Annotated in this window: 17 protein-coding genes; 10 read left to right on the top strand and 7 right to left on the bottom strand. The window is 63.5% G+C overall.

Translation table 11 applies throughout. The features are described 5' to 3' along the window. Positions 1-307: 307 nt before the first annotated feature. Entirely contained in the window at positions 308-1,060 is a 753-nt protein-coding gene (locus tag RBA40_RS25225; protein WP_306650920.1) for a substrate-binding periplasmic protein, read from the top strand. Positions 1,061-1,146: 86 nt separating this feature from the next. Here the strand turns inward: RBA40_RS25225 and RBA40_RS25220 are convergent, their stop codons facing one another. Next, on the bottom strand, positions 1,147-2,103 hold the full coding sequence (locus RBA40_RS25220; protein ID WP_306650918.1) for a LysR family transcriptional regulator: 957 nt from the start codon (positions 2,101-2,103) through the stop codon (positions 1,147-1,149). 93 nt (positions 2,104-2,196) lie between these two features. Here RBA40_RS25220 and RBA40_RS25215 point away from each other — a divergent pair, with 93 nt between their 5' ends. Together RBA40_RS25215 and RBA40_RS25210 are read left to right on the top strand one after the other, a co-directional pair. After that, on the top strand, positions 2,197-2,799 hold the full coding sequence (locus RBA40_RS25215) for an isochorismatase family protein (RefSeq protein WP_306650916.1): 603 nt from the start codon (positions 2,197-2,199) through the stop codon (positions 2,797-2,799). 5 nt (positions 2,800-2,804) lie between these two features. Continuing rightward, entirely contained in the window at positions 2,805-3,659 is an 855-nt protein-coding gene (locus RBA40_RS25210; protein ID WP_306650936.1) for a pirin family protein, read from the top strand. Positions 3,660-3,726: 67 nt separating this feature from the next. Here the strand turns inward: RBA40_RS25210 and RBA40_RS25205 are convergent, their stop codons facing one another. Next, positions 3,727-4,614, bottom strand: a complete 888-nt coding sequence (locus RBA40_RS25205) for a GGDEF domain-containing protein (RefSeq protein ID WP_306650915.1) — start codon at positions 4,612-4,614, stop codon at positions 3,727-3,729. After that, the gene (locus tag RBA40_RS25200) at positions 4,611-10,010 is read right to left on the bottom strand and encodes a PAS domain S-box protein (protein WP_306650914.1); all 5,400 of its coding nucleotides are present in this window, start codon (positions 10,008-10,010) and stop codon (positions 4,611-4,613) included. Before RBA40_RS25200 ends, RBA40_RS25205 begins: the two co-directional genes overlap by 4 nt. A 667-nt stretch (positions 10,011-10,677) precedes the next feature. Here RBA40_RS25200 and RBA40_RS25195 point away from each other — a divergent pair. Continuing rightward, complete coding sequence (locus RBA40_RS25195) at positions 10,678-11,802, top strand: YiiX/YebB-like N1pC/P60 family cysteine hydrolase (protein ID WP_306650913.1); 1,125 nt, start codon at positions 10,678-10,680, stop codon at positions 11,800-11,802. A gap of 76 nt (positions 11,803-11,878) precedes the next feature. On the opposite strand, the gene RBA40_RS25190 is transcribed toward RBA40_RS25195, so the two are convergent. The 3 genes from RBA40_RS25190 to RBA40_RS25180 all read right to left on the bottom strand — a co-directional run bounded on the left by RBA40_RS25190 (position 11,879) and on the right by RBA40_RS25180 (position 15,977). After that, a complete protein-coding gene (locus tag RBA40_RS25190) occupies positions 11,879-13,762 on the bottom strand; it encodes a DUF3857 domain-containing transglutaminase family protein (protein ID WP_306650911.1) in 1,884 nt (627 codons plus the stop codon). A 175-nt stretch (positions 13,763-13,937) separates the two neighbouring features. Beyond that, on the bottom strand, positions 13,938-14,864 hold the full coding sequence (locus RBA40_RS25185) for a GGDEF domain-containing protein (RefSeq protein WP_306650909.1): 927 nt from the start codon (positions 14,862-14,864) through the stop codon (positions 13,938-13,940). 36 nt (positions 14,865-14,900) lie between these two features. Continuing rightward, positions 14,901-15,977, bottom strand: coding sequence for a tetratricopeptide repeat protein (locus tag RBA40_RS25180; protein WP_306650907.1), 1,077 nt, complete (start codon positions 15,975-15,977; stop codon positions 14,901-14,903). A 32-nt stretch (positions 15,978-16,009) separates the two neighbouring features. On the opposite strand from RBA40_RS25180, the gene RBA40_RS25175 reads away from it, so the two are divergent. Then, positions 16,010-16,174: a hypothetical protein gene (locus tag RBA40_RS25175; protein WP_306650905.1), complete on the top strand. Its 165-nt coding sequence runs from the start codon at positions 16,010-16,012 to the stop codon at positions 16,172-16,174. 81 nt (positions 16,175-16,255) lie between these two features. Further along, a complete protein-coding gene (locus tag RBA40_RS25170) occupies positions 16,256-19,537 on the top strand; it encodes an eCIS core domain-containing protein (RefSeq protein WP_306650903.1) in 3,282 nt (1,093 codons plus the stop codon). Between the two features lie 26 nt (positions 19,538-19,563). Here the strand turns inward: RBA40_RS25170 and RBA40_RS25165 are convergent, their stop codons facing one another. After that, positions 19,564-20,106, bottom strand: coding sequence for a hypothetical protein (locus RBA40_RS25165; RefSeq protein ID WP_306650901.1), 543 nt, complete (start codon positions 20,104-20,106; stop codon positions 19,564-19,566). A gap of 405 nt (positions 20,107-20,511) precedes the next feature. On the opposite strand from RBA40_RS25165, the gene RBA40_RS25160 reads away from it, so the two are divergent. From RBA40_RS25160 to RBA40_RS25145, 4 genes are all read left to right on the top strand, one after another. Continuing rightward, on the top strand, positions 20,512-22,830 hold the full coding sequence (locus tag RBA40_RS25160; RefSeq protein ID WP_306650899.1) for a TonB-dependent receptor: 2,319 nt from the start codon (positions 20,512-20,514) through the stop codon (positions 22,828-22,830). Between the two features lie 98 nt (positions 22,831-22,928). Further along, positions 22,929-23,939: a fatty acid desaturase gene (locus tag RBA40_RS25155; protein WP_306650898.1), complete on the top strand. Its 1,011-nt coding sequence runs from the start codon at positions 22,929-22,931 to the stop codon at positions 23,937-23,939. Next, positions 23,908-24,711 carry a phosphate/phosphite/phosphonate ABC transporter substrate-binding protein gene (locus RBA40_RS25150; protein WP_306650897.1) on the top strand — a complete coding sequence of 268 codons (804 nt, stop codon included), beginning with the start codon at positions 23,908-23,910 and terminating at the stop codon, positions 24,709-24,711. Before RBA40_RS25155 ends, RBA40_RS25150 begins: the two co-directional genes overlap by 32 nt. A gap of 95 nt (positions 24,712-24,806) precedes the next feature. Beyond that, a complete protein-coding gene (locus RBA40_RS25145; RefSeq protein ID WP_306650895.1) occupies positions 24,807-25,202 on the top strand; it encodes a hypothetical protein in 396 nt (131 codons plus the stop codon). Positions 25,203-25,206: the final 4 nt, after the last annotated feature.

The following is a 25,206-nucleotide window of genomic DNA, read 5'->3' as shown; positions in this document are numbered from 1 at the left end:
GGGGCGAAAAAAGAGGCGATGAGGTAAGTCGTTGTTCCTTGGACACCAAGCGACATGCCCGAACCCGGCGGGCTTGGATAGGAAAGATGAGCAGGAAACCAAGTTTGTCTCATTCTTATGATGGCTCGACAGCCAGCGTATTTCTCTGCTCAAGGTGCGCACGAATGGCTGGATAATAGCATTTCCCCGAGGGAAATATCCCTGTTTGGGTGTATCATTTCGTATCGACAGAAGCTTGTCCTGATCAGTGGTCCCAACTATGCGGCCGGGCTTACATTTTCTTTCGGCGTGGGTTTATGGCTTGGCCATGCTGTTCGGTTCCAGCGCGGCACTGGCTGCCTCGGCGATCCCTGCGCCCGCCGACAGCACCCGCATCATACGGCTGTCCTCGCTCGAATGGCCTCCTTACACCGGAGCGTCGCTGCCCCGGCAAGGCGCCATGACGGCGGTGATCGCCGCCGCGCTGGCCAGCATGGGCTACCGCCTGGAAGTTCAATACTTTCCATGGACCCGGGCCACGGCCCTGATCAAACACAATTCTCCCTTTGCCGGGTACTACCCCGAATACCTCTCGCCCGGGGTGGCACGCGAGTTTCTCATTTCCGACCCGATCGGCAGCGGTCCGCTCGGCTTTGCCTACCACGCCGCCGCACCGGTTCAATGGGACACCATGGCCGACCTGTCGAAGTACCGTATCGGCGTGGTCGAAGGCTATGTCAATACCGATGAGTTCGACATACGGGTGCGCCAGGGAAAGCAAATGGTCGATGCCGCGGTGAACGACAAGCAGAACCTGCGCAAGCTCGCCGCCAAGCGCGTGCCGCTGGTGCTGATCGACCGGCGGGTGTATGAACATCTGATCCTCAACGACGCCGACCTGCGCCCGCTGGCGCCGACGCTGCGTTTCCATCCGCGCCTGCTGGAAGACAAGAAGCTCTATATTTGCTTTCGTCCCAACGCCGAGGGCGAGCGGGTGCGCGCGATTGTCAACGAGGGCTTGAAGCGGATTGATATCGAGGCCGTGCTCGCGGCAGCGTTGAGCGCTGGCGGCGCGAACTAGACGCGCGGACGGATTGCCACAGAAGGCGTCGAGGCAGGCTTGCGGGCCTCTCTCGCAAGGCCGGACCGGTGGCATCGTGCGGTGCATCACGATTCGATAGCCGCCCCCAGCGGTGGGCCTGGAGACGCGCCGGCCTCGGTCAGGGCCTTCGGCACCTGGTGGACCAGGAACTCGATCAATGCCCTTGTTTTCGCCAGTACGTGGCGCGTCGGCGTCAGAATGCTCACGTCGAGAGAGGGAGCTTGCCAGTTGCCGCAGACCGGCACGATCACCCCCTGCCGGAGCAGGTCCATGCTCAGCAACTCGGGCAAGATACCGACTCCCACACCGGCCACCACCGCCTCCCTGACGAATCCGAGACTATTGACGCTGATGGGACCGGCCACGGTGACAGTCTGGCGCCGATCGCCCCATAAGAACAGCCAGTCGGCCTGGTCGTCGACATGAGGAAAAAGAATGCACTGGTGGCGCACCAGGTCCTGCGGCTTGAGCGGCATGCCGTAGCGTCGAATATAGGCCGGGCTGGCAAAAGCACGTCGCGATACCGAGCATATCCGGCGCGCGACAAGGTCTTGATCGTGCACTGTCCCGATTCTCAGCGACAGGTCCATCCTTTCCTTGACCATGTCCAGGTTCTCGCTGCCAAGATGCAAGTGAATTTTGGCGGCTGGATTCTTGCCGAGGAATTGCCCGATGGCCGGTCCGAGCAGGTGAACTGCAAGCTCGACTGGCGCGCTCACGCGGATGGTTCCGGTGACGCGCGTTTGCATCGCACTCACTTCGGCGTTTGCCGCGTTCAGCGCGGCAAGCACACCGCCGCAGCGTTCGTAATAGATGCGCCCCGATTCGGTGAGCGTGATGCGGCGCGTCGTCGAACTGATCAGCCGAACGTTCAGTTGCGCTTCCAAATCCCTGATCCGGTCGCTGACCGTCGATTTCGCCAGCCCCAGCGCCAGCGCCGCCTTGGTCACGCTGGCGGTCTCGGCAACCGCGACGAAGATGCGAATGTTGTCCAGCTGCGGCGCCATTGTCGACATGCTCATTGTTCTCTCCGCCGGACAATATGTTCGTGATCGTGATTCTACGGCGAACGCAGCTATTCTGAAACTCCTTTCACTTCATTGCGAGCTCCCATCATGAACTACTTTTCCCCTGCAAACTCCGCACTCGTATTGATTGACCATCAAGTCGGAACGATGGGATTGATCAAAAACCATGCCTTGGAAACGGTGCGGCGCAACACGCTGGCGCTGGCGCGCATGGCGGTCATCCTCGACATGCCAGTCGTTCTGACCAGTTCACAGGAAGATCAGTTCCAGGGGCCCTTGATGAAAGAGCTCGAAGACATTCTGCCGCACGCCCACGCGGCCCGCATCAAACGCGCGGGAGTGGTCAACGCCTGGGACGACGCCGCATTCGCCGGCGCCGTGCGTGCAACCGGACGGTCCAATCTGATCATGGCCGGCGTCACCACGGACGTGTGCCTGGTCTTCCCGGCCATCAGCGCGCGCAGCGAAGGATTCGGCGTGCAAGCCGTGCTCGATGCGTCGGGCTCGCCGTTTGGCTTATCGGAGGAAATGGCCCGCCGCCGCATGGAGTTGGCCGGGGTCATACTGACCGCGACGATCACCGTGTTTGCCGAACTGGCGCATGACTGGAGCTCGAAAGAGGGTACGCAGCTGCAGAAACTGCTCCTTGAGGAAGTGCTCGCCGAAGTGCTCGCCGGTGTGATCGGTTGAACGCGATGGTACGGGGCGCCCCTGCCGATCCACGCACGCTGCTGGGGATGCGCAGGCTTGAGTCGCAAGCGGCCGGCGAGGGATTATCTCTGGCAAAGCTAGACCCCTCCTCGCTCGGCTGGGCGCTCGACCCTTTTCTGCAGGTCGACTGGTTCCGCATGCGTTTGCCATTTTTTCCTCCGCACCCGCACGCCGGCTTTTCCGCCGTGACTTTCGTGCTTCCCCAGTCCCCCGGTGGATTGATCAACCGGGATAGTCTTGGCAGCCGCAATCGCATCAACCCGGGCGACTTGCATTGGACCGAAGCGGCGCGTGGGATCGTGCATGAAGAAGTGCCGCAGGTCGATGGAGTCGATTGCCTGGGGTTACAGATTTTCGTCAATCTCCCATCGCAACACAAGCTGGCCGAACCGGCGATCCATCATGTCGATCGCGCCGACGTACCGGTCGTCGCATTTCCGGGGGCAACGGTGCATTGTTACGTTGGCGATTTCGATGACGTCAAGGCTGCGCTCACCACACGGACCGCATCCACACTCTGGACCGTCGAGCTGAAAGGGAATGCCGTCGTCAATCTTCCTCTTCCGCCAAGCTCGATGGTGCACGTTCTGGTCACTGCCGGCGCCCTGCGGATCGGCGGTTCGCTGCTGGAGGAGGGCGGTGTCGCCGGATATGCGGCCGGGACGGCGTTGGAAATCCAGGCTGCCACGGACGGGGCGTCGCTGGTCGTATTGGCCGGTTTGCCGCTGGCCGAGCCGATTGCGGTATCCGGTCCTTTCGTCATGAGCGATGCGGCGCAGTTGGTCGACGCCAAACGGCGCTATGCCAGCGGGGAAATGGGGTTCCTGGAAGCTTCCTGACCCGGGCAGTCCGCCCCCGGATACAACAGCAGTATGTCACCGGCGCCGGCGCCATCGCCGCAGCCGGTCATGGCGCCGCGGTAACGCAATTGCGCCCCAGGAGCTTGGCCGCATACAGGGCGCCGTCGGCGCGGTGGAGCAGTGCGGTCATATCGGCCCTATCGGCGTTGTTCACCGATGCGATGCCGATGCTGACCGTGACGGTAACATCGCCGTATGGGGTATGCACGGTGGTATCGGCCATGGCGCTGCGCATCCGTTCGGCAACGACGAGGGCGCCTTCGGGATCGCAGTTGGGGAGCACGGCGAGCAGCTCCTCGCCGCCATAGCGCCCGAAGGAATCGTAATTTCTCAAGGTCGACTCCATGCGGCGCGTCGCTTCGCGCAACACCTCGTCGCCAGCCAGATGGCCGTAGGTATCGTTGATGCCCTTGAAGTGATCGAGATCGGCGAAGATCAAGGACAGAAAATTCGGCGCCCTGGCGTGCCGAGCGATCTCCTTTTGCAGCACGTCGAGGATCGCGCCGCGATTGAAGATGCCGGTCAGGGCATCGCGCGTGGCCTGCCTGCGCAGTTCCTGTTCCAGGTTGACGATGCGGCGCCCGGCGCGCACGCGCACCCGCATCTCTTCGGCGATGAAGGGCTTGGCGATGTAGTCGTCGGCCCCGGCGTTCATGGCCGCGACGATGAACTCGGTCTCCGTGCGCGAGGTCAGCATGATCATGTAGACATACCGCTCCATGCCGGCCTGGCGGATGTTGTGGCAGACATCGATGCCGTCCAGGCCCGGCATCATCCAGTCCAGCACCGCCAGCAAGGGACCGTCTTCTTCGCGCAGGATCGCTTCGGCGCTCAGGCCATCGGTGGCGACAACGACCTCGTAGCCCCATTCGGAGAGCACGTCCTGCAGGTATAAGACGGAAATCGGATCGTCATCGGCGACAAGTACTTTCATTGGTTTAATTCCAGGGTCGTGGCGAGCGTGGCGGCCAGTTCATCGATGCGCAGGGCGAGGTTGCGTGCCGCACTGTCCAGGTCGTCGTGGCTGGCGTCATTGCCGCGGCGCGCCATGGCTTCGAGCGCGCCCGCGGCCTGCGTGGTGGCGTCGCCGGCCAGCGTGGCCGCCGCCCCTTTGACGCGGTGCGCCGCGCGTTCGAGCAGCAGGGGATCTGGCCGCGCGCGGGCGCTGTGCAACTGGCGCACCAGCTCGGGCGCGGTATCGATGAACGATTTGGCCATGAGAATCAGTAAATTGCGCTTCCCGCGTGCCCGTTCGAGCGCCAGGTCGGGGTTGAAGATGAACGAGCGTGCCGGCGTGCCGGCGGCCGGCTCGGGCTCGGGCTGCACTGGCGCGGGCGGCGTGTGCGGGTCCCCCCATGGACGTTCGAGGCAGGCATACAGATCGAGCGGCTCGATCGGTTTGGAGAGATAGTCATCCATGCCCGCCTCGAGGCAGGTCTGGCGGTCGCCCGACATCGCATGGGCGGTCACCGCGACGATATGGATATGCTCGCCGGAAACAGCCTCGCGCCGGCGGATTTCGGCGGTGGTCTGATAGCCGTCCATTTCAGGCATCTGGCCATCCATCAGGATCACGTCGAACGGCTCCTGCTCCAGCATCCGCAGCACCTCGACGCCATTGGCGACCATGGTGAAGGCGTGCCCACGGCAGCGCAGGAGCTCGGCGATCAGCATCTGGTTGACCGGATGGTCGTCGGCGACCAGCACGCGCAGGCGTTTTTGCAGGGGCAGCGCGGGCGGCGGTGCGCTCGCTTCGACGCTGACCCGGAGCGGGCTATCGGCACGGCTCTCGACAATCCCCATCAGCACGTTGAACAGCTCGGAATGCCTGATGGGCTTCTTGATAAACGCCGTCAACCCCGCCGCCAGGCCGGCTTGCAGTGCGGCGCCGTCGTCTTGCAGCGGCAGCATGACGACGATCGATGTTGGCGGCAGCCCGGCAGCGCCGAGGGCGACGCCGAGCGCAGTGGCGCCCTCGCTCAGGAACGAAGCGCTGCAGATGGCCGCGCAAAACGGGCCTGCGGGCGCGGCGTCGCCCTGCAGCCGCCGTGCCAGTTCGGCGCTGTCTTGCACCAGCAGCGGGCGCATTTTCCAGCTGCTCAGCAGGTTGACGACAATCTGGCCGGAGGTGGCGTTGTCGTCGATCACCAGCACGGCCTTGTGTTGCAGTCCGGCGTCGCGCGGGCCCTCGTCCGGCGCCGCCGTGCGCTGGGCAACCTGGACCGGAACAGCGAAATGGAACTGGGTGCCCACGCCCGGTTCGCTGTCGACCCATAGCTGCCCGTCCATCAACGCGACCAGCTGGGAAACGATTGCCAGCCCCAGGCCGGTGCCTCCGTATTCGCGGGTGGTGGAGGCATCGGCCTGGACGAAGGATTCGAAAATATGATCTTGTTGCTGGCGTGAAATGCCGATACCCGTGTCGCGCACGCTGAAGCGCAGCTCGGCGCTGTCGGCCTGGCGCGCCTGCTGGCTCACTGTCAGCACGACTTCGCCGCGCGCGGTGAACTTGATGGCATTGCTGGCCAGGTTGATCAGTATCTGTGCCAGCCGGCCCTTGTCGGCGACGATGATGCGCGGAACCTCGGGCGCGACGTCGAAGGCCAGTTCCAGGCGCTTTTCGGCCGCCCCGGCCGCCAGGGTCCGGAACAGATTGGCGATTTCTTCGCGCAGATCGAACGCCGTTTTTTCCAGGATAAGTTTCTTGGCCTCCATCTTGGAAAAATCGAGGATATCGTTGAGCAGACGCAGCAAGGAGTCGGCGGACGAGTCGATCAGTTCCATGTACTCATGCTGCTGAGGTGACAGTCCGGTTTTCAGCACCAGCCGGGTGAAGCCGATGATGCAATTCATCGGCGTGCGGATTTCATGGCTCATATTGGCCAGAAACTCGCTCTTGGCTTCGTTCGCCGATTCCGCTTTGTGCTTAGCTTCCTGCAACTGAATTTCGAACTTTTTAATCGTGGTGACGTCATGGTCGGTGCCGCGATAGCCGATCAGGGTGCCAATGCGGTCGAATACCGGCACCGCCGACGATTCCAGATAGCGATCGCTGCCGTCGCGGTGGCGCCAGCGTATCAGCCAGCCGCTCCAGCCCTCGCCGCGTCGCTGCAGCTGGCTTAACTTGTCGGCCACGATGGCCTGTTCGTCCGGGTGCACGTAGCGCAGCATCGTCTTGCCCGTCAGTTCATCGGGATGGTGGCCGAGCATGGCCTGGACCGCCGGGTTGGAATAGCGGATGCAACCCTCGCTGTCGAGCGACCATATCCAATCCTTGGTGGTCTCCACGATCGAGCGGAATTTTTCCTCGCTCAAGCGGAGTTGATCTTCGGTCTGTTTGCGATGGGTGATGTCGTTGTACAAGCACAGCAGATGGGGCACGCCCGACAGCTCCACCACGTCGGCCGACAGCAGAACGCTGATCACGGCGCCGTCGGCCGTGCGCATGGCCGCTTCAAAGTCGCTGATCGAACCTTCTTCGCGCAGCCGCGCCATCATCGACAGATGCGCTTCGGGCGCGAGCCAGTAATCGAGCGGGGAGGCGGGCCGCGTCAGCAGCAGGCTGCGCTCGTGCCCGATCAGCGTGCAAAATGCATCGTTGACCTCCAGGAAATAGCCATCGGCCATGCTGCTGACAGTGATCGCAACCGGACTCATGCTGAAAATCTTGGAGAAGCGTTCTTCCAGCTGGCGCATGCGTTCTTCGACATGTTTGCGCTCGGTAATGTTCATCATGGCACCGATCATGCGCACCGCCGCACCCTTGTCGTCGTGGATGATGTAGCCGCGATCATGCACGTATGCAAAGGTGCCGTCCGCGCACTGGAAGCGGTATTCGCCGGTCCAGTACTGGCCGCCGGCGTGGATTTCATGGTCGACCTCGCGCAGGACCCAGTCGCGGTCGTCGGGGTGGATCTGATCGACCCACCACTGAGACGGGGCCGCGGTATTGGCCATGTCGTAACCGAAGGTATGCGCAATGCCCGCGTTCCACCAGATCTGGTCGGTCGCGAATTCCCAGTCCCACACCGTGTCGTTGGTGGCGCGCGCAACGAGGTTGAAGCGCTCCAGCGTCTTGCGCAGGTCGTCCTCGGCACGCTTGCGCTCGCTGACATCGACCCCCACCATCGCATACGAACTGGGCTCGCCCTCCTCATGTTCGATACGGACCACCGAAAACAGGAAGGGGACCATGCCGCCGGCGCGGGTGCACAAGGCGAATTCGCCGCGCCAGGCCGCAAGCGATGCTTCCTTGAAAATGCCTCCTAGGAAACCGATATCGGTCCCGGGGCAGGCAAACTCATTCATGGAGAGGCCGATGCAGTCTTCGTGCGCCGCAATGCCCAGCAAGCCGCGGCCGGCGCCGTTGAGATACAGGATTTGCTGCTCTCCGGAGACGAACGCCACCAGATTCGGGGTTGCGTCGAGGAAGGCGCTAAAGCGCGAGCTGACTTCGGACGCCTTGCGTTCGCTGCTGATATCGCGCAGGATCGCCACCGACATCCGGCCTCCGTCATGGAGCGCCTCGCGCACCGCGATATGCAGGGGGAACAGGCTGCCATCCTTGCGTTGTCCGTTCACTTGCCCCTCGTGCGCCGTGCCGGGCTGCGCTGGCTCGCCGGCCTGCGGCGGGCAGGCCGGGATCAGCAGCGTCAGGGACGTATCGAGGAGCTCTGGCGCCGCATAGCCGAACATGGCGGCCGCGGCCGGATTGATCGATCTGATTTTGCCGTTCTCGTCGATGGTCAGCAGACCTTCGGCCATATTGTCGAGCACCGCCTGGATCTTGCCTTCGCCGGCGCGCGCCTTTTGCCTGGCTGCCAGCAGCGCGGCAATGAGTGGCGAGACTTGCCAGTGCAAGAGCAGCATCCCGCAAAAAAACAGCACAGCCAATACCGCCGCCATGGTCGTTATTTGCGTGCGGATCGGCTCATACAGGTCGACCGCGTCTTCCTTGACCACCAGGCCCAGGCCGCTCGAGCCGATCGGCCCGTAAGCGGCGACGACCATCCGCCCGCGGTAATCCTTCGCCACGGCCAGTCCAGTCTTGCCATCGAGGGCATTGCTCATCGGCAGCCTGGCCCCGTCGCGCATGCGTGGCGCTCCAGTAAAACCGCGCGCGTTCAGGCGGCTCGGCAGGCAATCCATGCGATCGTTGCCGATTGCCGCGCAAATCGCGATATCGCCGCTTTTTCCCAGTAGCGCGGCATCGGCCAGCAGGGTCTGCACGATGGGCAGCTTGCGCTCGGCCAGGATGGTGCCGATGGCGACGTCGCCGTTTCGCACCGGCACCGCGATCTTTAATATGGGTACAGTCGACCAGAGCAGTTCCTGCGCATCGTTCAGGCGCAGGGCGATCGGCGCGCTGCTGGCGGGCGCCCCGGCGCGCAGCAGCATGGTCCCATTCTGGCTGGCCGCGGCCACCGAGGAGTAGCCGTCGCTGAGCAGATGCCGTTCCAGCTCGGTCGCAATCGCGACGGTATCGGCAGCCTGGGGCAGGCGGGCATACTCCTTGAGCAGGGCAGGGTCGCTCGAGAGCGAACGCGCCTGCAAGATCGTGTTATCCAGCACAAAGTTCAACAGCTGGGCGCGATTTGAATGCGCCGCGCGCATATTCAGGTGCAAGGCCGCTTCGGTGCGGTGGGCCGACATGACCGAGCTGACCATCCCGGCCGTCAGCGCCATCGATAGCAGGATGATCGTCGCAATCGCTGTGATGCGCCTGTCGCCGCGTTCGTGGCTGGCGCTGCGTGCTTTGACGGTCTGATACCAGCGTAGCCATAATGTGCTGCTCAGCAACAGAAAGCCGAAGGCCGTGTGCGGCGCCATCCGGACCAGCTGGTACCACTCATAGAGCAGTTCGAGCTTGAGCGAGTGGCCGGTCACGCCGAGGATGCCAAGCGATACCAGCGCCAGGCACAGCAGCTGGATCAGCCAGCCGGCGTTGCCGTCGGCGCCCTGGCTGTCCTGCAGCAGGATGCAGGCGGCGGCCAGCCAGAAGCCGCCGCAGGCCAGCGGCGACATGCGTCCAGGATGGGGGTTGGGGTCGGCCAGCCACACATCGATGAACAGCTCGTCGACATGCAAATCGATGCCGAGCAGGTTTTGCAGCGCCACCACGCCGGCCACGGCAAGCATGGCGAGACAAGCCCATGTGCGCGCCATGCGCGCCAGCCGCGGCCGCCGTTCGGAGACGGTCAGGGCGGCGCCGGCAAACACGAAACACAGCGCGGTATTGAGCACCATCCCGACCGCACCGGGCACAATCTGCACCAGCTGCTGCGAGCGCAGGACCCAGCCGGCGATCACGCTGGCGCCTAGAAGCAACAACAGCGCCCCAAGCAATCGTTGAAGCTGTGTGAATGTCACCACCGTTGCCTTTCGTGACGTTGAGCGTTGCGTTGGTTACGCGTCTGGTACGGCCCAAGCATCCCCTTCCATCGCCAGGGCAGCCGGGCGCGAGCGCCTTTTGGCGGCTCTGGCGACAAGGCAGCGCTCATATGTGTGTTTTCCGAGACAGTTCGACGACTATACAAGATCGGTTGTGACTTTCGGTGCGTTTCTGATAGGTTCGGCAAAAAAACCACGCGACGCAAGGCCGGCGTTGCACAGGCGTACCTCGGGCGGCGGGAGGGGCCACTGGCGCGCCAGCCACGCAACGTTCGCTTGCGTGTAAGCCCGTGTTGCCTTGATGCGCCGGCCCGGATCTACCTGCACGTGCGCGCTGCGCTGGCCGTGGAGACCCGATCAGCAGCGCGAATGTGTTGCCGCCGGCAGGTGGGTTAGACGGCGGCGATCGTGGCGGCGCCATGGTTTTAAGGTAACGTTTTCTCATGGGAATTCTCAAATGTAATAGCTTGATTCGCCCCTGGTGAGGGACATCATCTGAAGACAGATCGGCGTTGCCGGTCCCTTTACATGCTGAAGGTGGACTTCGCGGGCGTGGAGTATTACGCTTCTCCCTGGCTGGTCATCGCGACGATGCACAGGTGAGAAAATGACGAAAAGCACAACCACGCCTCTGGGCGCCCCGACCGAGGGCTCGCTGTTCCTGACGCATATGCTGCAGGAAGGCGACATCTTGCTGTGTACCGATCCGGATAGCCGGATCAGCAATCTCATCCAGACAGCGAGCGGCGGCGTCTTCAGTCACGCGGCGCTCTGTACCTATCCGCCCAACTTCATCGAAGCGACTTTCACCGGGGTCGCCGAGATTTCCCTGGCCCGCTTCGGCTTGCATCGGCGCGCATGCGGAAAGGTTCTGCGCTTGAAGCCGGACGTTCCCAACCGTGACGCGATCCGCACGATCGCTGCCAAGCAAGCGTATCGATATAGCACGCGCGAGTACGACAAGATCGCTGCGCTGGCATCGCTGTTTCCGAACTGGGATCTCGACCCTGGCGCGCGCATGTTCTGCTCTTATCTGGTGGCCGCCGCCTATGCGCTGGCCGGACTGAATATCACGGCACCGCGCAAACCGCCGCGCAAGACGACCCCGGCGGACATCGATGCCTCGCCACTGTTCGACGATATTACCGACAGCGTGTTGGCGCACGCCCAATTTCTTCCGGGGACACCGCGCTATTTCGTGGATGAGGGCTATACCGATTCCCCGCCACAGGAATACAATATTGCGCTACGCATTGTTGCAGAGAGAGTCTCGGCCTATCTGGAAAAACACGGCGAGCCATCCGTGGACGACTATGCTTCCGCGCTGGCGGTTTACTTTCATTACCGCTCAAAGCCGTGGTTCGGCGAGTTAGACATGCTCTTGGGCAGTTCAATCGATGAACTCGGCGAGCCTGCGCTGGCGCGCACGGAGAAACTCGTTGCAGAGGCGCGCGAGCACGATGCCGGCACCCTGGTCCTGCGCGTCCGTTCGTGCAGTCCCGACACGTATCCCATCATGTTGGCGCTCGTTGCCAACCGTATCAAAACAACCGAGGCGCTGATCGCGGAACGTCAACGCGACATCACGGCATTTCAAGCCGGCGCCGTGGACGGGCTCCACACCGCCGCCGTCCTGCTCGATCATTCCCGGCGCATGCATGCCGGCTTGTCGGCAAACCTGGAGATGTACCGGCACGAACAGGCGTTCTTCCTGGCGCATCCGCCATTCTGATGTGGGCAAGGCACAGGCCAAAAAAAACGCTCACCGCCATTGCTGGCGGTGAGCGTTTTTTGAATGCAAAAGTCGCTTATTTATAGACGACTTGCGCTTTCAGGTTGGTCAGCACCTTTTTGGAAAACTCCTTGTACTCGGTCGCAATGGCCGGGGCGCAGACGTTGCCGCGGGTGCGGTCGTCGATCTCGCGCGTGACCGTCAGCTGGTTTCCCTTCAAGCGATAGCTCGCCTTGTAGCTGACGTTGGCCGACTTGACCGTCATGTTATCGGGCACGGCCAGCACTTTCATCTTCTTCGGGAAGGTGAACACATATTCTTCCAGGCTCGCCCCGTTGGAGCAGGAAAATTCGGTCAGCGTTTCATCGTCGTCCGAACCACCCAGCATGAAGCTCGCAACGGGCGAGCTGCTGGTAAACAGCGGATGAATGACAAAGGCGCCCGCGCCGGGAAACTGGGTGAAATTCTTGAACTCGAAACTGGCCTTGTAGTTCAGGGTATTGATCAAGGCGGTCGGGTCGTCGCTTTCAAACTTGCCCGTGCCGGTATGGCCCATGCTCTTGAGCACGTTCTTGACCATGTCATCCATGGTCTCCTTGCCGGCACCGCGCAGGCCGTTGCGCAGGCCGAGGGCATACTCACCCTTGGTCGCCACGTCCACGCTGCCGGTCACCGAACCGTCATCGTTGATCTTGATGCGCGTTTTCATGGTCTGGGCATTCGATCCAGGCTGCGCGGCCGGAGTCTTGAGTCCTTCCTTGAAACCGTCGACCAGCAACGCCGGTTTGTCCTGCGAACTGTAGGGCAGCATGCCGAATGGCGTGGTGCTCGATGTCGAGTCGAGGAACAGATCGAACGCCGGCAAGTAGTTGATCACGTGATTGACGCGCGATACCACCGGCACCTTGGCCAGCTTGAAACTGCTGCCCGCGTTGATCAGCGCCTGCGTGCTCTCGATCTTCTTGGCCGCCAGCAGCGCTTGCAGCAGCGTTGCGTGGTCCTTGCAATCGCCCATCTTGTTTTTCAGGATGAAGGAAATGTCGTGCGGGACTACCGCGCCGGTACCGATGCAGTTGCCCGCGTAGGTGATGTTGGTGGCCACCCAGTCGTACAGGGCGCGGGCGGTGTCGCGCGGCGTCTTCTGGTCTTTGGCGATCTGGTCCGCCAGGGCCTGGACTTCCCCGGTCACGGCCGCTTTGGGCGTGGCGCGCGCGCCGTAGGCCTGGGCAATGTCCGCATACGATTTGAAGGTCGAAAACGCCAGTCCCGGCAGGGTGTCGACGTCATACACGGAATAATCGCGGCGCTTGTTCTTGAGCGGTACCTTGGTGGTGAAGCTCCACGACAGTTCCTTGCGGCCGTTCTTTTCGGTGCTGGCGACCGGGGTCAGTTCGCGCACGTCGAGCTGGGCCGCGAGCGCTGCCGGATAGTCGAGCGTGATCTTGACGTCGTCATAGGCGGTGCCGCGGTTGAAGTATTGGACGATCGAGTAATGTTTCGGGAACATCGGTTCGGTCTGCGTCAGCTTGTACGAAAAACCGACGGTGTCGCCGACCGCCACTTCCGGGAACACCACCGTGAGCGTGGTCCGGTCGGAATACACCGGCGCATCCTTGTCGTTGCCGGTGTTGGTGACCACCTGGTAATTCGATTTGGGCGCCTCGATGCGGCGGCCGTCGGCCTTGATGGTGTAGGCGCTCAGCACTTCGGCTTTTTCAATGCTGGTGCTGTACGAGATGGAAGCTTCCTTGGCATTGGACAGGGCTTTTTCCTTGAGTACTTTCATCGCCCAGTCGTGTGTTTCGGCACTGGTGTAATCGTCGTTGAGCGAATACTTGACGTGATAGCGCTCGAGGCGGGTGTACAGTTCCGCCGGCTCCTCTGCCGGGGCGGCGCTGGCCGCACTCGCGGGCAGGGTCAACATGAACAATGCGGCAGTGTGCAGTAATCTGGCTTTCAAGTGTTTCTCCACGTGGATTCAATCGTTCTGACAACAAATTGTTGTTTGCTGGAAATCATTATAAACCGGCACGATGTCGTTGCAAATTGGCTAGTTGAATATTTTTCTATTTATTAGTTTTTACAACTTTTTTGATGTGAAACCGGCGAGGGCCGCCCATCGTGGGCCGCCCGACTCACGTCGCCGGCTGCGCGGGACCGTGTACGCACTCCATGTCGACCAGCCCTTCGGCAGCGGCGGCGCCGTCAAGGGCCGCCAGCACCGTGTCGACCGGTGCCGACAGGCGCGTCACGATGCGCGCCTGGTTACGCCCATTGGCTTTGCCGTGATAGAGCGCCCAGTCGGCCAGGCGGATGCCGCGTTCCCACTCGAAGCCGCTGTCGGGGACGCCGGCGAACGGCAGCGTCACCACGCCGGCGGTGAGCGTCACCGGCACGCTGCAGGTGCCGGCGTCGACCGGCGTGGCGCCGGTGCCATGGAGCACGCGCGAGACGATCTCGGCGATGTGGGCCGGGTCGGCGCCGGGCGCGTAAATGAGGAATTCCTCGCCGCCCCAGCGGATCACCATGTCGCTATCGCGCACCGCCGCGGTCAGCCGGTGCGCGACCTCCATCAGGACCGTGTCGCCCACGCCATGGCCCCAGCGGTCGTTGATGTGCTTGAAATGGTCGATGTCCATCAGGACGATGCAGTCGACCCCTTGCAGGGCATCGCCGCGCCGCTCGCGCTCGTCGTGCGCGGGGCGCGCCGCCATTTTTTCCAGGAACGAGCGCCGGTTGTACAGGCCGGTCAGGGCGTCGTGCTGCGAATGGTAGGTGAGCTGGGTATTGAGCTGGTTCAGGCGCACATTGCTGCCCGCCGAGCGCCGGTACAGCACATACACGAAGATGCCCGCCGCCACCGTCAGCAGGGCGGCCAAGGTGGTGAGCAGCTGCAGCATGCGGCGACTGCGCAGGTCGGCGTCCTTGACCAGGTTTTCGCGGCGCAGCAGGTCGATCTGGCGCGTGCGCTGGCCGGCCTCGTATTCTTCCTGCAAGGCGGCCACGGCGCGGTCGCGCGCGGCGCGGACATCGGCTTGCTGCGCCGCCTGCTGCTTGCGCACGGTGGCCAGCGCTTCCTTGTACAGGCCGGCCTGTTCCTACATGCGGCCCTTTTCGTCGAGCATGGCGTAGAGATCGGCCGTGGCGCCGGCCTTGTCCAGGTCGGCAATCACGCCATCGATGTAGGGCAAGCCTTCGGCAAAACGCTTCTGCCCCATCAGGGCGAAGCCGAGGTTGGCCCTGGCCATGAGGATCATGTTGACGTCGGTCACCCGCTCGGACGCTTTCATGGCCAGCAGTGCCTCCTGTTCGGCGCGCGCATAATCGTGCTGGCGCAGGAAATAATCGGCGATGTTGCCGCGCACCTCGGCTTCCAGGCCGGTCAGTTTGCCGCGTTTGGCGGTCTCGAGCGCGTTGTTGAACGCGGCGATGCCTTCCTTGCCCCGGTTCAGCTTGAGCATGGCGATGCCCTGCGTGAACTGCAGCCGCCCCACGGTGCGCATCGGCACGTCCTTCTCCAGCAGCGCCTGTTGGGTTGTGTCGATGGCCTTGGCCGGATTGTCGATGTTGTTGTAGACCCGGGCGATGCGCGCCATGGCGGTGGCGCGGCCTTCGCTCTCGTCCGGCTCATCCTGCAGCAGCTTGAGCGACTTCAGATAGGCTGCCAGTGCCTTGTCGAACTGCCCCTTGCCGTTGTAGGCGTCGCCCTGGACGTGTTCGAGCGCGTAGCGCACGGCGACCGGCGCATCCTTAGGCACGGCAGCGCGGATCTCGGCCAGGGCCGCCAGGGCTTCGCTGGAACGGTTCTGGTCGAGCAGCTGGCGTACCGCGCCGAGCCGGGCCCGGGCGGCGAAGGCCGGATCGTTGTTCTCGATCGCCAGTTGCAGCGCCTGCCGTTCGGCCTCGTACGAGCGCGCGAGCTGGCCGGCGTCCTCGTGCAGCCACACGTCGATACGCAATACCTCGCGGCGCAGCGGGTAAGGCGTGTCCTTGCCGACGCGCGCGCGCAGGGCGTCGAGCCGGCGCAGGGCATCGGCTGTCGAGGTGCGCGAGAGCGTACGGATCGCCGCCAGTTCGGCGTGGATGCGTTCGTCCCCGGAGGATGCAAACTGCGCCGCAGCCGGCAGGCAGGTAGTGAGGACAAGGCACAGGAAGAGGCGGGAGAAAAGCGGCATAACAACCCGAAAATTGAGGGAGGCAAGTCCCCATGGACGCGGTGGCGGACATGAACGGCAGACGCGCGGAACCGGCTTCCCTGATTATGGATCAGAAGAACCATTTACCAAAGCAAGGCCTCGACATAGCACCACGGCTGGCCAACTTTGATGCCATCAAACAACATATGTTTTCATATATATTGCAATATATTTAATGGCTTGGGTGGAAGCGTCGGCCGGCTGGTCTGCGGTACACTGATGCAACAAGCCCATCTTTAGCAAACGAGGACGCCGCGATGAGGAAGGCCAGCGAAGCCGAACCGGAACTCCCGCCGCGCCAGAGCGCGTACCAGCGTGAACGCCCCGGCGGCGTCGATGCGGCCGGTCCGGGCCCAGCGCCGGGCCCGGCATCGTCGTCGGCGCACGGGCTGGAGCAGCTTGCCGTCCACAGCCCGCGCCAGGCCGCGCAGCGCGCCGCGATGAGCGCACTGCAAGAATCGCCCCGCATGCGCGAACGCGCCGGCGCGGTCGATGCGATGCACGCCAGTGCCCGCGTGCAGGCCCAGTCCACCCGGTCCGGATTGCCGGGGGGCCTGCGTGCCGGCATGGAATCGCTGTCGGGGATGTCGCTGGAGCATGTGACGGTGCACCGCAACTCGTCGCGGCCGGCGCAGTTCCAGGCGCATGCGCTTGCGCAGGGCGCGCAGATTCATCTCGCCCCTGGCCAGGATGCACACCTGGCGCACGAGGCGTGGCACGTCGTTCAGCAGGCGCAAGGCCGGGTGCCGGTGCAGGCCGACATTGGCGGGATCGGCGTCAACACCGATCCGGCACTTGAGGCCGAGGCCGACGTGATGGGGCAGCGCGCATTGCAGGCGCCTGCCGGCGCTGCCGTGGCGCCCGGCGCCGGTGGGCAGCGCGCCGCAGCGGCGTCGGCGACGCTGCAGCGCGCGGCTGTCGTGCAGATGGCCAAGCCGGGCCCGATCCAGCACGTACTCAACAGCTGCTTCGCCGCCGCCCTGGTCAACGTGTTCACCGTCACGACGTCGCTGCGCAACCTGCTCGATCCGGGGGCCAACGATCTTTCCGGCAACCCGGCGGCCGCCCCTCTCCAGCATTTTTTGCGTGGGGCGGTCAACAGCGTCGACGCCGACCTGGGCGTCCCCAAGGCCTGGATGCGCAACCTGATGGTCGCGCTGGCGCGCAGCGGCGTGATCGCCGACGCCACCGAGGCGGAGGACGTCAACAGCATCATCACCCGCGCCGTGAATGTGCTGACGGCAGGTAATCCTCGGGCCGCCCAGCTGAACAATATGCCGGTCAGCGCCGGCGTGAGCGTCTGGTTTCCGGACCTGTCGCTGCAGCAAACGGCGGGATCGAGCGTGCAGGTGCTGCAGAGCCAGCATGGCGACCCGGGGGGGATGTTCCCGAACGTGATCCATATCAACCGCGGCGCCGGCAATGCGCGGCCGGCGCCGCCCACGTTCGCGCTCCCGTCGAACGATGGCACGATGATCGACTACCGGCTGCGATCGGCCATTTACCGGGACCGGGGCTTCGTCGGCGGGCACTTCGTCAGCTACCTCGATCGCGGCGGCGATGCGGCCGCCGAGTGGTGGCGCAGCGATGACATCGAGGACGATACGGAGCAGGTCGCCGGACTCGATAACGTCATGCCACAAGCCGGCAACGCGCCCCAGGGAGCGCGCGGCGCCGACATGAGCGTGCACGCGTCAGCCTACATCTACGAGCGAATCAACCTGGCCGCCGTCGCGCGCCATGGCGGGCCTGCACTGGCCGCGCCGCTCGATCCCGGGGTGCAGGCGAGCTTCGACAAGGCCTATGACCGATATCTGTCCGGCTACAAGGCAGCGCATTCGCTGAGCGGCGACGTGGACGAGGCCCTGGTGCCGCGCGACACCGCGTCAACTGGCAAGACCTCGCACGGCGCGAGCGCGACCTCTGACATGGATGACGGCGCGTTCCGGCTCGATCCCATCACTGTCAGTTCCCCATTGCATGACGAAGTGCGGCGGCAGTTGACGCTGCAGCTGGAAGGGCTGAACCGGATGAGCGTGGAGGAATGGCTGGTCAATACGCTGATCAACCGCAGCAAGACGGCCGATGCGGTGGTGAAGGGCTATGCCACGGCCGGTGGCGTCAGACTCGCCGGCAAGATCGACAGTTTGCTCGCAGGGCGCCAGGGATTGCCTGCCGGGAGCGGCAAGAACGAAGACCAGGATCATCACGCACTCGGGCTACTGGTGCTCGACGCCATCTTCAAGCGCATGACGCAACTGGCTGCACGCCTCCGGCGCAGCGGCAATCACACCGCGGAAAAGTTCGCGCTGGAGGTGGCGGAGCTGGCGCTGGCAGCCAAAAAGCACCACGCGCCTTACATGCAATTCGTCTCGCTGGGCGGCATTCGTAAAATGGAAACGATTAGCGTGGCTGGACTCAGCGGCGGAATCGGCCGCCAGCATGGCGACGGCGACGAGCACTGGTTCCGGAAGAAGTACGCGCGCGGCGTGCGCGAAGTGGACCTGAAGGCGGACGAGCAAATGGCGGTATTGCATAACCCCGACCAGGTCATGGGCGGTTCGATGGACATCCTGCATGAGGAGCAGAGCAAGCGGCGGCTGGATGCGGCCAGGAGCAGCCTGATCCGCGCAAGACAGGTGTTCGATAGTGCGACGAGCAAACTCAGCGCAGCGAAAGAGTCGACCGTTAGCGCGCGTGTCCTGACGAAACAGCCCGGTGCGTTCAAGAACTTTTTCAGTTCCAGCACCCAGCAGGAAAAAGCCTATCAACCGGAAAAGACGAACCGGGTGGCTGCGGCGCAGCTGGTGGTCGAGCAGGCCAGGGAGGCGCTTGAGTTCGCGGAAACGCTGTATCACAGCTTGATCGCACGGCACTTCGGCGGCTCGTCGGCTAACTCCGCGCTCGGCGCGGCCTGGTTGGAAGAGTTGGAAGGTCCGCACGGGCCGACGCGCCTGTCGCGCTTGCTCGACCATGTCCTCGCTGATATTCCGATGGATCAGTGGGACAGCACCCGCATGAACGTCGCCATGGACGTGCACTCCGATGCCGCTCTCACCAGGGCGCCCCGGGTCAAGAGCGCGGCGACCAGGGCCAAAAAGGAACATGCTCACCACAACGCCTTGACGAGCACGCGAAAACAATCCGCTCCCAAAAAAGCCAAGGATGACCAGAAGTTCAAGCGGGTGCTCGACAAAAAGACCGGGCCCTCACAGAGAACCTTGTTTGAGATGAAGCATCGTGCCGAGCATCGCGCGAGCTTGAACGGAAAACGCAAGGCCGCCACTGACCCGGGCGCCAATGAGCGGCAGGTGTTCGTGATTGACGATGACGAAGTACCTTCCAAAAAGCAGCGTTCAGCCAGCGCGGACGCGCTCGAAGACGCTGCCGCGCTCCGGCACGATGAGGACGAACTTGCTGACGATTACGATGACCTCGATGGCGGCGAGGATGGCAATGAAAGTATGGAGGAAGAGCGCGATCCTCAGCAGCAGGGGGACGGGCACGGCTCGATCGACGACAGCGATGAATGGGCGTAGCGGCCCGGTTCGCGAGGTCCCCGCGCTCAGGCCTTGATCACGCTCACGCGGGCAAAGCGCAGATTCTCGAATACCTTGATGCGCCCCTTGAGCGGCCACCAGTCGTACAGGAAAATCTGGACCGGGCGCCACATCGCCACCCAGCCGATGATGGTCAGGCTTTCGCGGGCGATTTTCGCGGCGGGGCCGGGCATCAGGCTGGTGATGGCTTCGGCCAGCAGCAGGCAGGCGGCGACGAAGACCAGGCCCACGCCGAGGCTGAGGCGGCCCAGCCGCAGCAGTTGCCTGAGCTCGCCGCGCACCAGTTCGATTTTGTATCCGTAATAATTGTGGATGGCGTCGCCCACCAGCGCGCCCGCTTCGCTCGCGGACGGCAGCTGTTCGACATGAATGGTCAGGTGCAGGTGGCAATCGTGCGGCAGCGACAGCGCCCAGTTCTCGATGTAGGCCTCGCACGCACGGTCGAGGTCCTTGTTCAGGAAGGGCGCCGGATCGAGCGAGTTGAACAACTGGCGCAGCTCGCGCACGCGCAGGTCGAGGGTATGGGTGGGGTGCTGGCTGATATGCATTGCGCGTGTTTCTCCTTGGCCGCCGCAGGCCGTCCGGCGCGCAGCGATCGCTGTATTCTACCGCGCCCAAGAGGCTTGAGAGGCGTTCATGAATCATGGGGAAATTGACATTGTTGTCAAAATGATCGATCATTCCGGCGCCTCATTCCAGACCTGAGGCAACGACACGCGCAGCGCGTGCCCGTTCCTGCCTCCTGCCCCGACCCGCCATGACGATGCCCCCGCCTTTCCAGGTCCTCCGATCGACGGTCGTCGCCGCCATGCTCGCCTGCGGCCGGGCGCGCCTCGCCGGTCCCTGGCTAACATTTCCAGATAAGCAAAGTCGGTAATCTTCGTGTTCAAGCACGGATGGCGTCGATATACTTTTTTTGTCTGCAGTATCAATAAACAGATTGGAACATCGTGATGGGGAAGCAGTTGATTGCACATGGAGCGCTGGCGATGTTGTCGCTTGGCGTGATCGGCACGGCACAGGCGCAGCAGGTAGGCGCGGACGCCGCGCAGCGGGCCGGCGCGCGCCAGGCCGCCGGAACCAGCGATTCCGACAAAATCGACCGCGTCGAGATCACCGCCACGCGCGCCGTCAACGCGGTCGACGCGCAGCAGGTGGCGGCAGCGATCACGGTGCTGCAGCCGGAAAGCCTGGCCAAATTCGGGCTGGGCAACCTGAGCGATATCTCCAGCCTGGTGCCCGCCATGAGCGTGCAGGAGCAGGGGCCGGGCGTGAACAACATCACCATGCGCGCTCTGGTGGTGCGCGGCATCGTGCCGTCCGAAATCCAGGATTCGTCGCTGGTGGCGGTGTATGTGGATGACATGCCGGTGACCCTCAAATCGGGCAACCCCGATCTGCGGGTGCTGGACCTGGAACGCATCGAAGTGCTGCAAGGCCCGCAGGGTACCCTGTTCGGCGCCAGCGCCATGGCCGGGGCGGTGCGCCAGATCACCCGGAAACCCGATACCAACGACCTGTTCGGTTCGGTGGAAGCGGTCGGTTCGCGTACCTCCGGCTTCGGCGGCAACAACCACAACCTGCGCGGCATGCTCAACGTGCCGCTCAGGGACGAGGTGGCGGGCCTGCGCCTGACGGCCTACACCGGCGCCGATTCGGGCTACATCCGCAACGCATTCAATGGCGCCACCACCAACGCTGTCTCGACCAGCCAGGGCCGCGCCGCCTTGCGCATCCGCGCCCAGCCCGGCCTGGTGATCGACGCCAGCGTCACCGCCTCCAACATCAAGGGTGGCATCAACGATGCCTACGCCAAGCTGGCGCCGTTCACCACCTATGCGCTGCTGCCGCAAAAGAGCAACGATGCGCTGCAGCTGTACAACCTGGCCGTGAACTACGATCTGGACAGCGCGCAGCTGGTGTCGTCGACCTCGTATCTGCACCGCGACACGCGGTACGCCACGTCGGCCCAGTATCCGGCCACCGCCTTCATCTTCGGCGGCAAGAATCCCCTGATGGCGTCGGCTTATGCGATCGACAATGCCATCACCGGCCTGGCCCAGGAACTGCGCCTGAACTCGCGCCATGGCGGCCCTTTGAAGTGGACCGCGGGCGCGTTTTTTGAAACCGGCAAGCGCAAGCTGCGCCAGGAACAGCCAACCGCCGGCTTCGACGCGCGCTTCGGCGAGACCCGCAATTTCCCCGGCTACAGCTCGCAAGCCAACGACCTGGCCAGCACGCCCGATAATTACTTCTCGGGCCGGCAAGATACCAGTTCGCATCAGGTCGCGCTTTTTGCCGAAGGCACCTACACCGTGTTCGACAAGCTGGACCTGACCGCTGGGCTGCGCCTGTTCAAGGGCAGGCAGGATTTCGACCTGCACTTCAGCGGCCTGTTCGGCAATCTGGTGGGCGCGACGCCCGCCGCGCCGGTCGGCAGAGCGGAAACGAGCAGCAGCAGCGCCACCGCCCAGGGCGCCAATCCGCGCTTCGCGGCGGCCTACCGCATCGACCGGCAACACATGCTGTATGCGAATGTGGGCAAGGGTTTCCGCTACGGCGGCAACAACCAGCCGGTGCCGTTCAACTTTTGCGGCGTGAATGCGCCGGCCACCTTTGCGCCGGACAGCCTGTGGAGCTACGAAGCCGGCTCCAAAAATACGCTGTTCGGGCAGCGCATGACGCTCAATGTGAACGCCTACCTCACCAACTGGAACGATGTGCAGGTGTTTAACAAGTTGCCATGCACGTATTACTTTACCCAGAACGCCGGCAAGATCCGCAGCGAAGGCGTGGAACTGGAAACATCCGTCAAGCTGACGCGGCACGCCAGCATCGGCTTGAATGCTGCCTATAACCACGCCTACGCCAGGAATGCCGTGATCACCGGCATTGCGGCGCAGAATATCCCGGCCGGTGCGCGCACCCCGTACGCGCCGCGCGTGGCGGCCAGCGCCAGCGCCAGCTACCGCATTGCGCTGGCCGGCAGCGATGCGATCGCCCTGGCGGCCAGCTATGCCTACAAGGGCCGTGCCTACACCAACTTTGCCGCCGCCCAGGGAAGCTATGCGGAAATACCATCATCGAACACGCTCAACGCCACCGTGACCCACCTCACACGCGGCATCGAAGTGGGCCTGTTCGGCACCAATCTCACGAACGGCAACCAGGTCAGCGACGTCACGACCAACAGCATCGCCATCCAGCCCGGCGATACCTTGTTCATGGCGCGTCCGCGCACGGTCGGCCTGCGCGTCAAATCGCGGTTCTGATCGCACGGCACTGCCGCGCACAGGCGGTGATGCGGCAGGTCAACATCTGACCTGCCACGCCCACCCACAATTCCAGTGTGAGCAACCAAGGATGACTTATGCAATCACCACTGGCACGGCAGGCGCCCTCGAACTACATGGATGCGGCGCAGCAGGGGCAAATCCGCGGCGAACGCGCGCGCCTGCTGTGGTGGGCGGAGTGGCCCACCTGGCTGCTGATTGGCGTCATCCATGGAGGCTGGCTGGCCACGCTGGGGTTCTGGCGTGAGCTGGGTACGCCCGCCGCCACCGGGCTGATGATCTGGTGGTGCGCGTGGTACATGTCGCTTCAGCATGAATTGATCCATGGCCATCCCACCCGCTGGCCCGCGCTGAACCGCGTGTTCGGCACCATGCCGTTGGCGGTGTGGTATCCCTACCGGCTGTATCGGGACAGCCATCTGCGCCATCATGTCGATTTCCACCTGACCGTGCCGGCGCTCGATACCGAAAGCTATTATGTGTCGCCGGCCACCTGGGCCGGCTTGGGCAAGCCCATGCAGGCACTGCTGTGGTTGAACAAGACCTTCTGGGGACGGATGCTGCTGGGGCCGGCCAATGCGATTGCCGGTGCGTGGGTGCAAGCGGTGCGCGAGCCGCTGCAGGGGAACTGGAGCAACGTGCCGATGTGGCTGCGCCATCTGGGCATGCTCGCGGCCATGCTGTGGTCGGTCGATGCGGTGTTTGGCGTGTCGGCACGCTATTATGTGCTGGCGATTTCCTATCCGGCCCAGTCGCTGGTGATGATCCGCTCGTTTTACGAGCATCGTCCGGCCGAAGAGCATAAAGAGCGCATCGTGCTCAATGAAGCGGGGTTTGTCTTCCGCCTGTTATTCTTGAACAATAATTTTCATCTGGTGCACCACGATTTCCCGTCGCTGCCGTGGTACCTGCTGGGGCGGGTGTATCACGCGCGGCGCGATGCGTACATCGCCCGCAGCGGCGGGTTTCATGTGCGCGGTTACGGCGAACTGATGCGCCGCTTCGGCGTGACGCCGGTCGACCCGCCAGTTCATCCTCATATGCCGGAGTCAGTCCATGACGTGGAAAGCCGCTTTCCCCATGTATAACGTGTCGGCCGGCGTCAGGGCAGGGTATGAAGCCCTGTTCGCGGCGCTGCTCGACGTGCTGCGCGCGGACGGCTTTCGCGACGCCGTCGAACTCGAACGCGCCCCAGTATTGCCGGAATTCTGGAAACGCCCCGACATGCTGCTCAGCCAGACTTGCGGCTATCCTTATGTCACCCGCTTGCGTGGCCATGTCGGGTTGGTCGCCACGCCCGCGTATGCGTTTCCCGGCTGCGAGGGGAGCGATTATTCGAGCGCCGTCGTGGTGCGCGCCAACGGCGCCATCGGTGTGCTGGCCGACGCGCGCGGCTGCGTCGCCGCCGCTAACGATATCGATTCCCACAGCGGCATGAACGCGCTGCGCCATGCCGTAGCGCCGCTGGCACACGACGGGCGGTTTTTTGGCGCGCTCACGTGGTCGGGCAGCCACCGCGCCAGCCTGTCGCTGGTGCAGACCGGCGAGGCGGACCTGGCGGCCATCGATTGCGTGACGCTCGGCTATCTGCGCCGGGAAGAACCATCCAGCCTCGATGGGCTAGCCATCCTGTGCCATTCGGCGCCAGCGCCCGCCTTGCCGTTCGTGACCGGCGCCGCCGTGCCGCAGGCCGTGCGCCAGTGCCTGCAAGGGGCTCTGCTGGCGCCGCCGCCGGAACTGGCCAACCTGATGGCGGCACTGTCGATCCGCGCCTTCGCGCACTGCGACGACGCCGACTACGCCCGCATCGGCGCGCTCGCTGACGAAGCGCGTGCGTGTGGCTATGCGCAGCTTGCCTGACCGCGAAAGACGCTGATTTTGACATAGATCAATGCTTGGTCATCGACATCAATCGCTTGCGATTGGGCTGCCTTATTTCCGATAGCATGTAAGCAGTGCATTCCTATTGCGCCGAATTAACACTTCACTTCCATCAGGTCGCCCTTTTGATATTGGAGAGCATCATGGCCGTCGCTCTTGATGAAATTAAGAATGCCGCAAAAACGTCGCTGCAGATATCCGCCAACCGCTATGGGCGTTCCGCCGTCGAATATGGTCAAGCCCTGCTCGATTTCGGCAGCGGCAGCGTCGGTGCCGGCGATGTGGCAAAAACCGGCGTGGAGCTGGCGCTGCGCGGCGCGATGGGCGCCGTGGACGACACCATCCGCTTCGGTACCGCGTATGTGAACTGGGCCTATGCGCTGGTCGGGATCGGCCAGCCGCTGCCGGCGGCCGGGGTCGCGCCGGATGGTGATGTACCGGCAACGGCTGCCGCCGGCCGCAAAAAATAACGCG

The sequence above is a fragment of the Massilia pseudoviolaceinigra genome (genome assembly GCF_030846505.1).
Lineage (GTDB): Bacteria > Pseudomonadota > Gammaproteobacteria > Burkholderiales > Burkholderiaceae_D > Telluria_A > Telluria_A violaceinigra.
The sequence above is the reverse complement of the archived record's forward strand: the minus strand, read 5'-3'. Positions and strand labels throughout refer to the sequence as shown.

What these genes read in the sequence shown, in the direction of transcription:
- RBA40_RS25225 (WP_306650920.1), top strand. Translation starts at nt 308, where the DNA reads ATGCTGTTCGGTTCCAGCGCGGCACTGGCTGCCTCGGCGATCCCTGCG.
- RBA40_RS25220 (WP_306650918.1), bottom strand. Translation starts at nt 2,103, where the DNA reads ATGAGCATGTCGACAATGGCGCCGCAGCTGGACAACATTCGCATCTTC.
- RBA40_RS25215 (WP_306650916.1), top strand. Translation starts at nt 2,197, where the DNA reads ATGAACTACTTTTCCCCTGCAAACTCCGCACTCGTATTGATTGACCAT.
- RBA40_RS25210 (WP_306650936.1), top strand. Translation starts at nt 2,805, where the DNA reads ATGGTACGGGGCGCCCCTGCCGATCCACGCACGCTGCTGGGGATGCGC.
- RBA40_RS25205 (WP_306650915.1), bottom strand. Translation starts at nt 4,614, where the DNA reads ATGAAAGTACTTGTCGCCGATGACGATCCGATTTCCGTCTTATACCTG.
- RBA40_RS25195 (WP_306650913.1), top strand. Translation starts at nt 10,678, where the DNA reads ATGACGAAAAGCACAACCACGCCTCTGGGCGCCCCGACCGAGGGCTCG.
- RBA40_RS25180 (WP_306650907.1), bottom strand. Translation starts at nt 15,977, where the DNA reads ATGCCGCTTTTCTCCCGCCTCTTCCTGTGCCTTGTCCTCACTACCTGC.
- RBA40_RS25175 (WP_306650905.1), top strand. Translation starts at nt 16,010, where the DNA reads ATGGACGCGGTGGCGGACATGAACGGCAGACGCGCGGAACCGGCTTCC.
- RBA40_RS25170 (WP_306650903.1), top strand. Translation starts at nt 16,256, where the DNA reads ATGAGGAAGGCCAGCGAAGCCGAACCGGAACTCCCGCCGCGCCAGAGC.
- RBA40_RS25165 (WP_306650901.1), bottom strand. Translation starts at nt 20,106, where the DNA reads ATGCATATCAGCCAGCACCCCACCCATACCCTCGACCTGCGCGTGCGC.
- RBA40_RS25160 (WP_306650899.1), top strand. Translation starts at nt 20,512, where the DNA reads ATGGGGAAGCAGTTGATTGCACATGGAGCGCTGGCGATGTTGTCGCTT.
- RBA40_RS25155 (WP_306650898.1), top strand. Translation starts at nt 22,929, where the DNA reads ATGCAATCACCACTGGCACGGCAGGCGCCCTCGAACTACATGGATGCG.
- RBA40_RS25150 (WP_306650897.1), top strand. Translation starts at nt 23,908, where the DNA reads ATGACGTGGAAAGCCGCTTTCCCCATGTATAACGTGTCGGCCGGCGTC.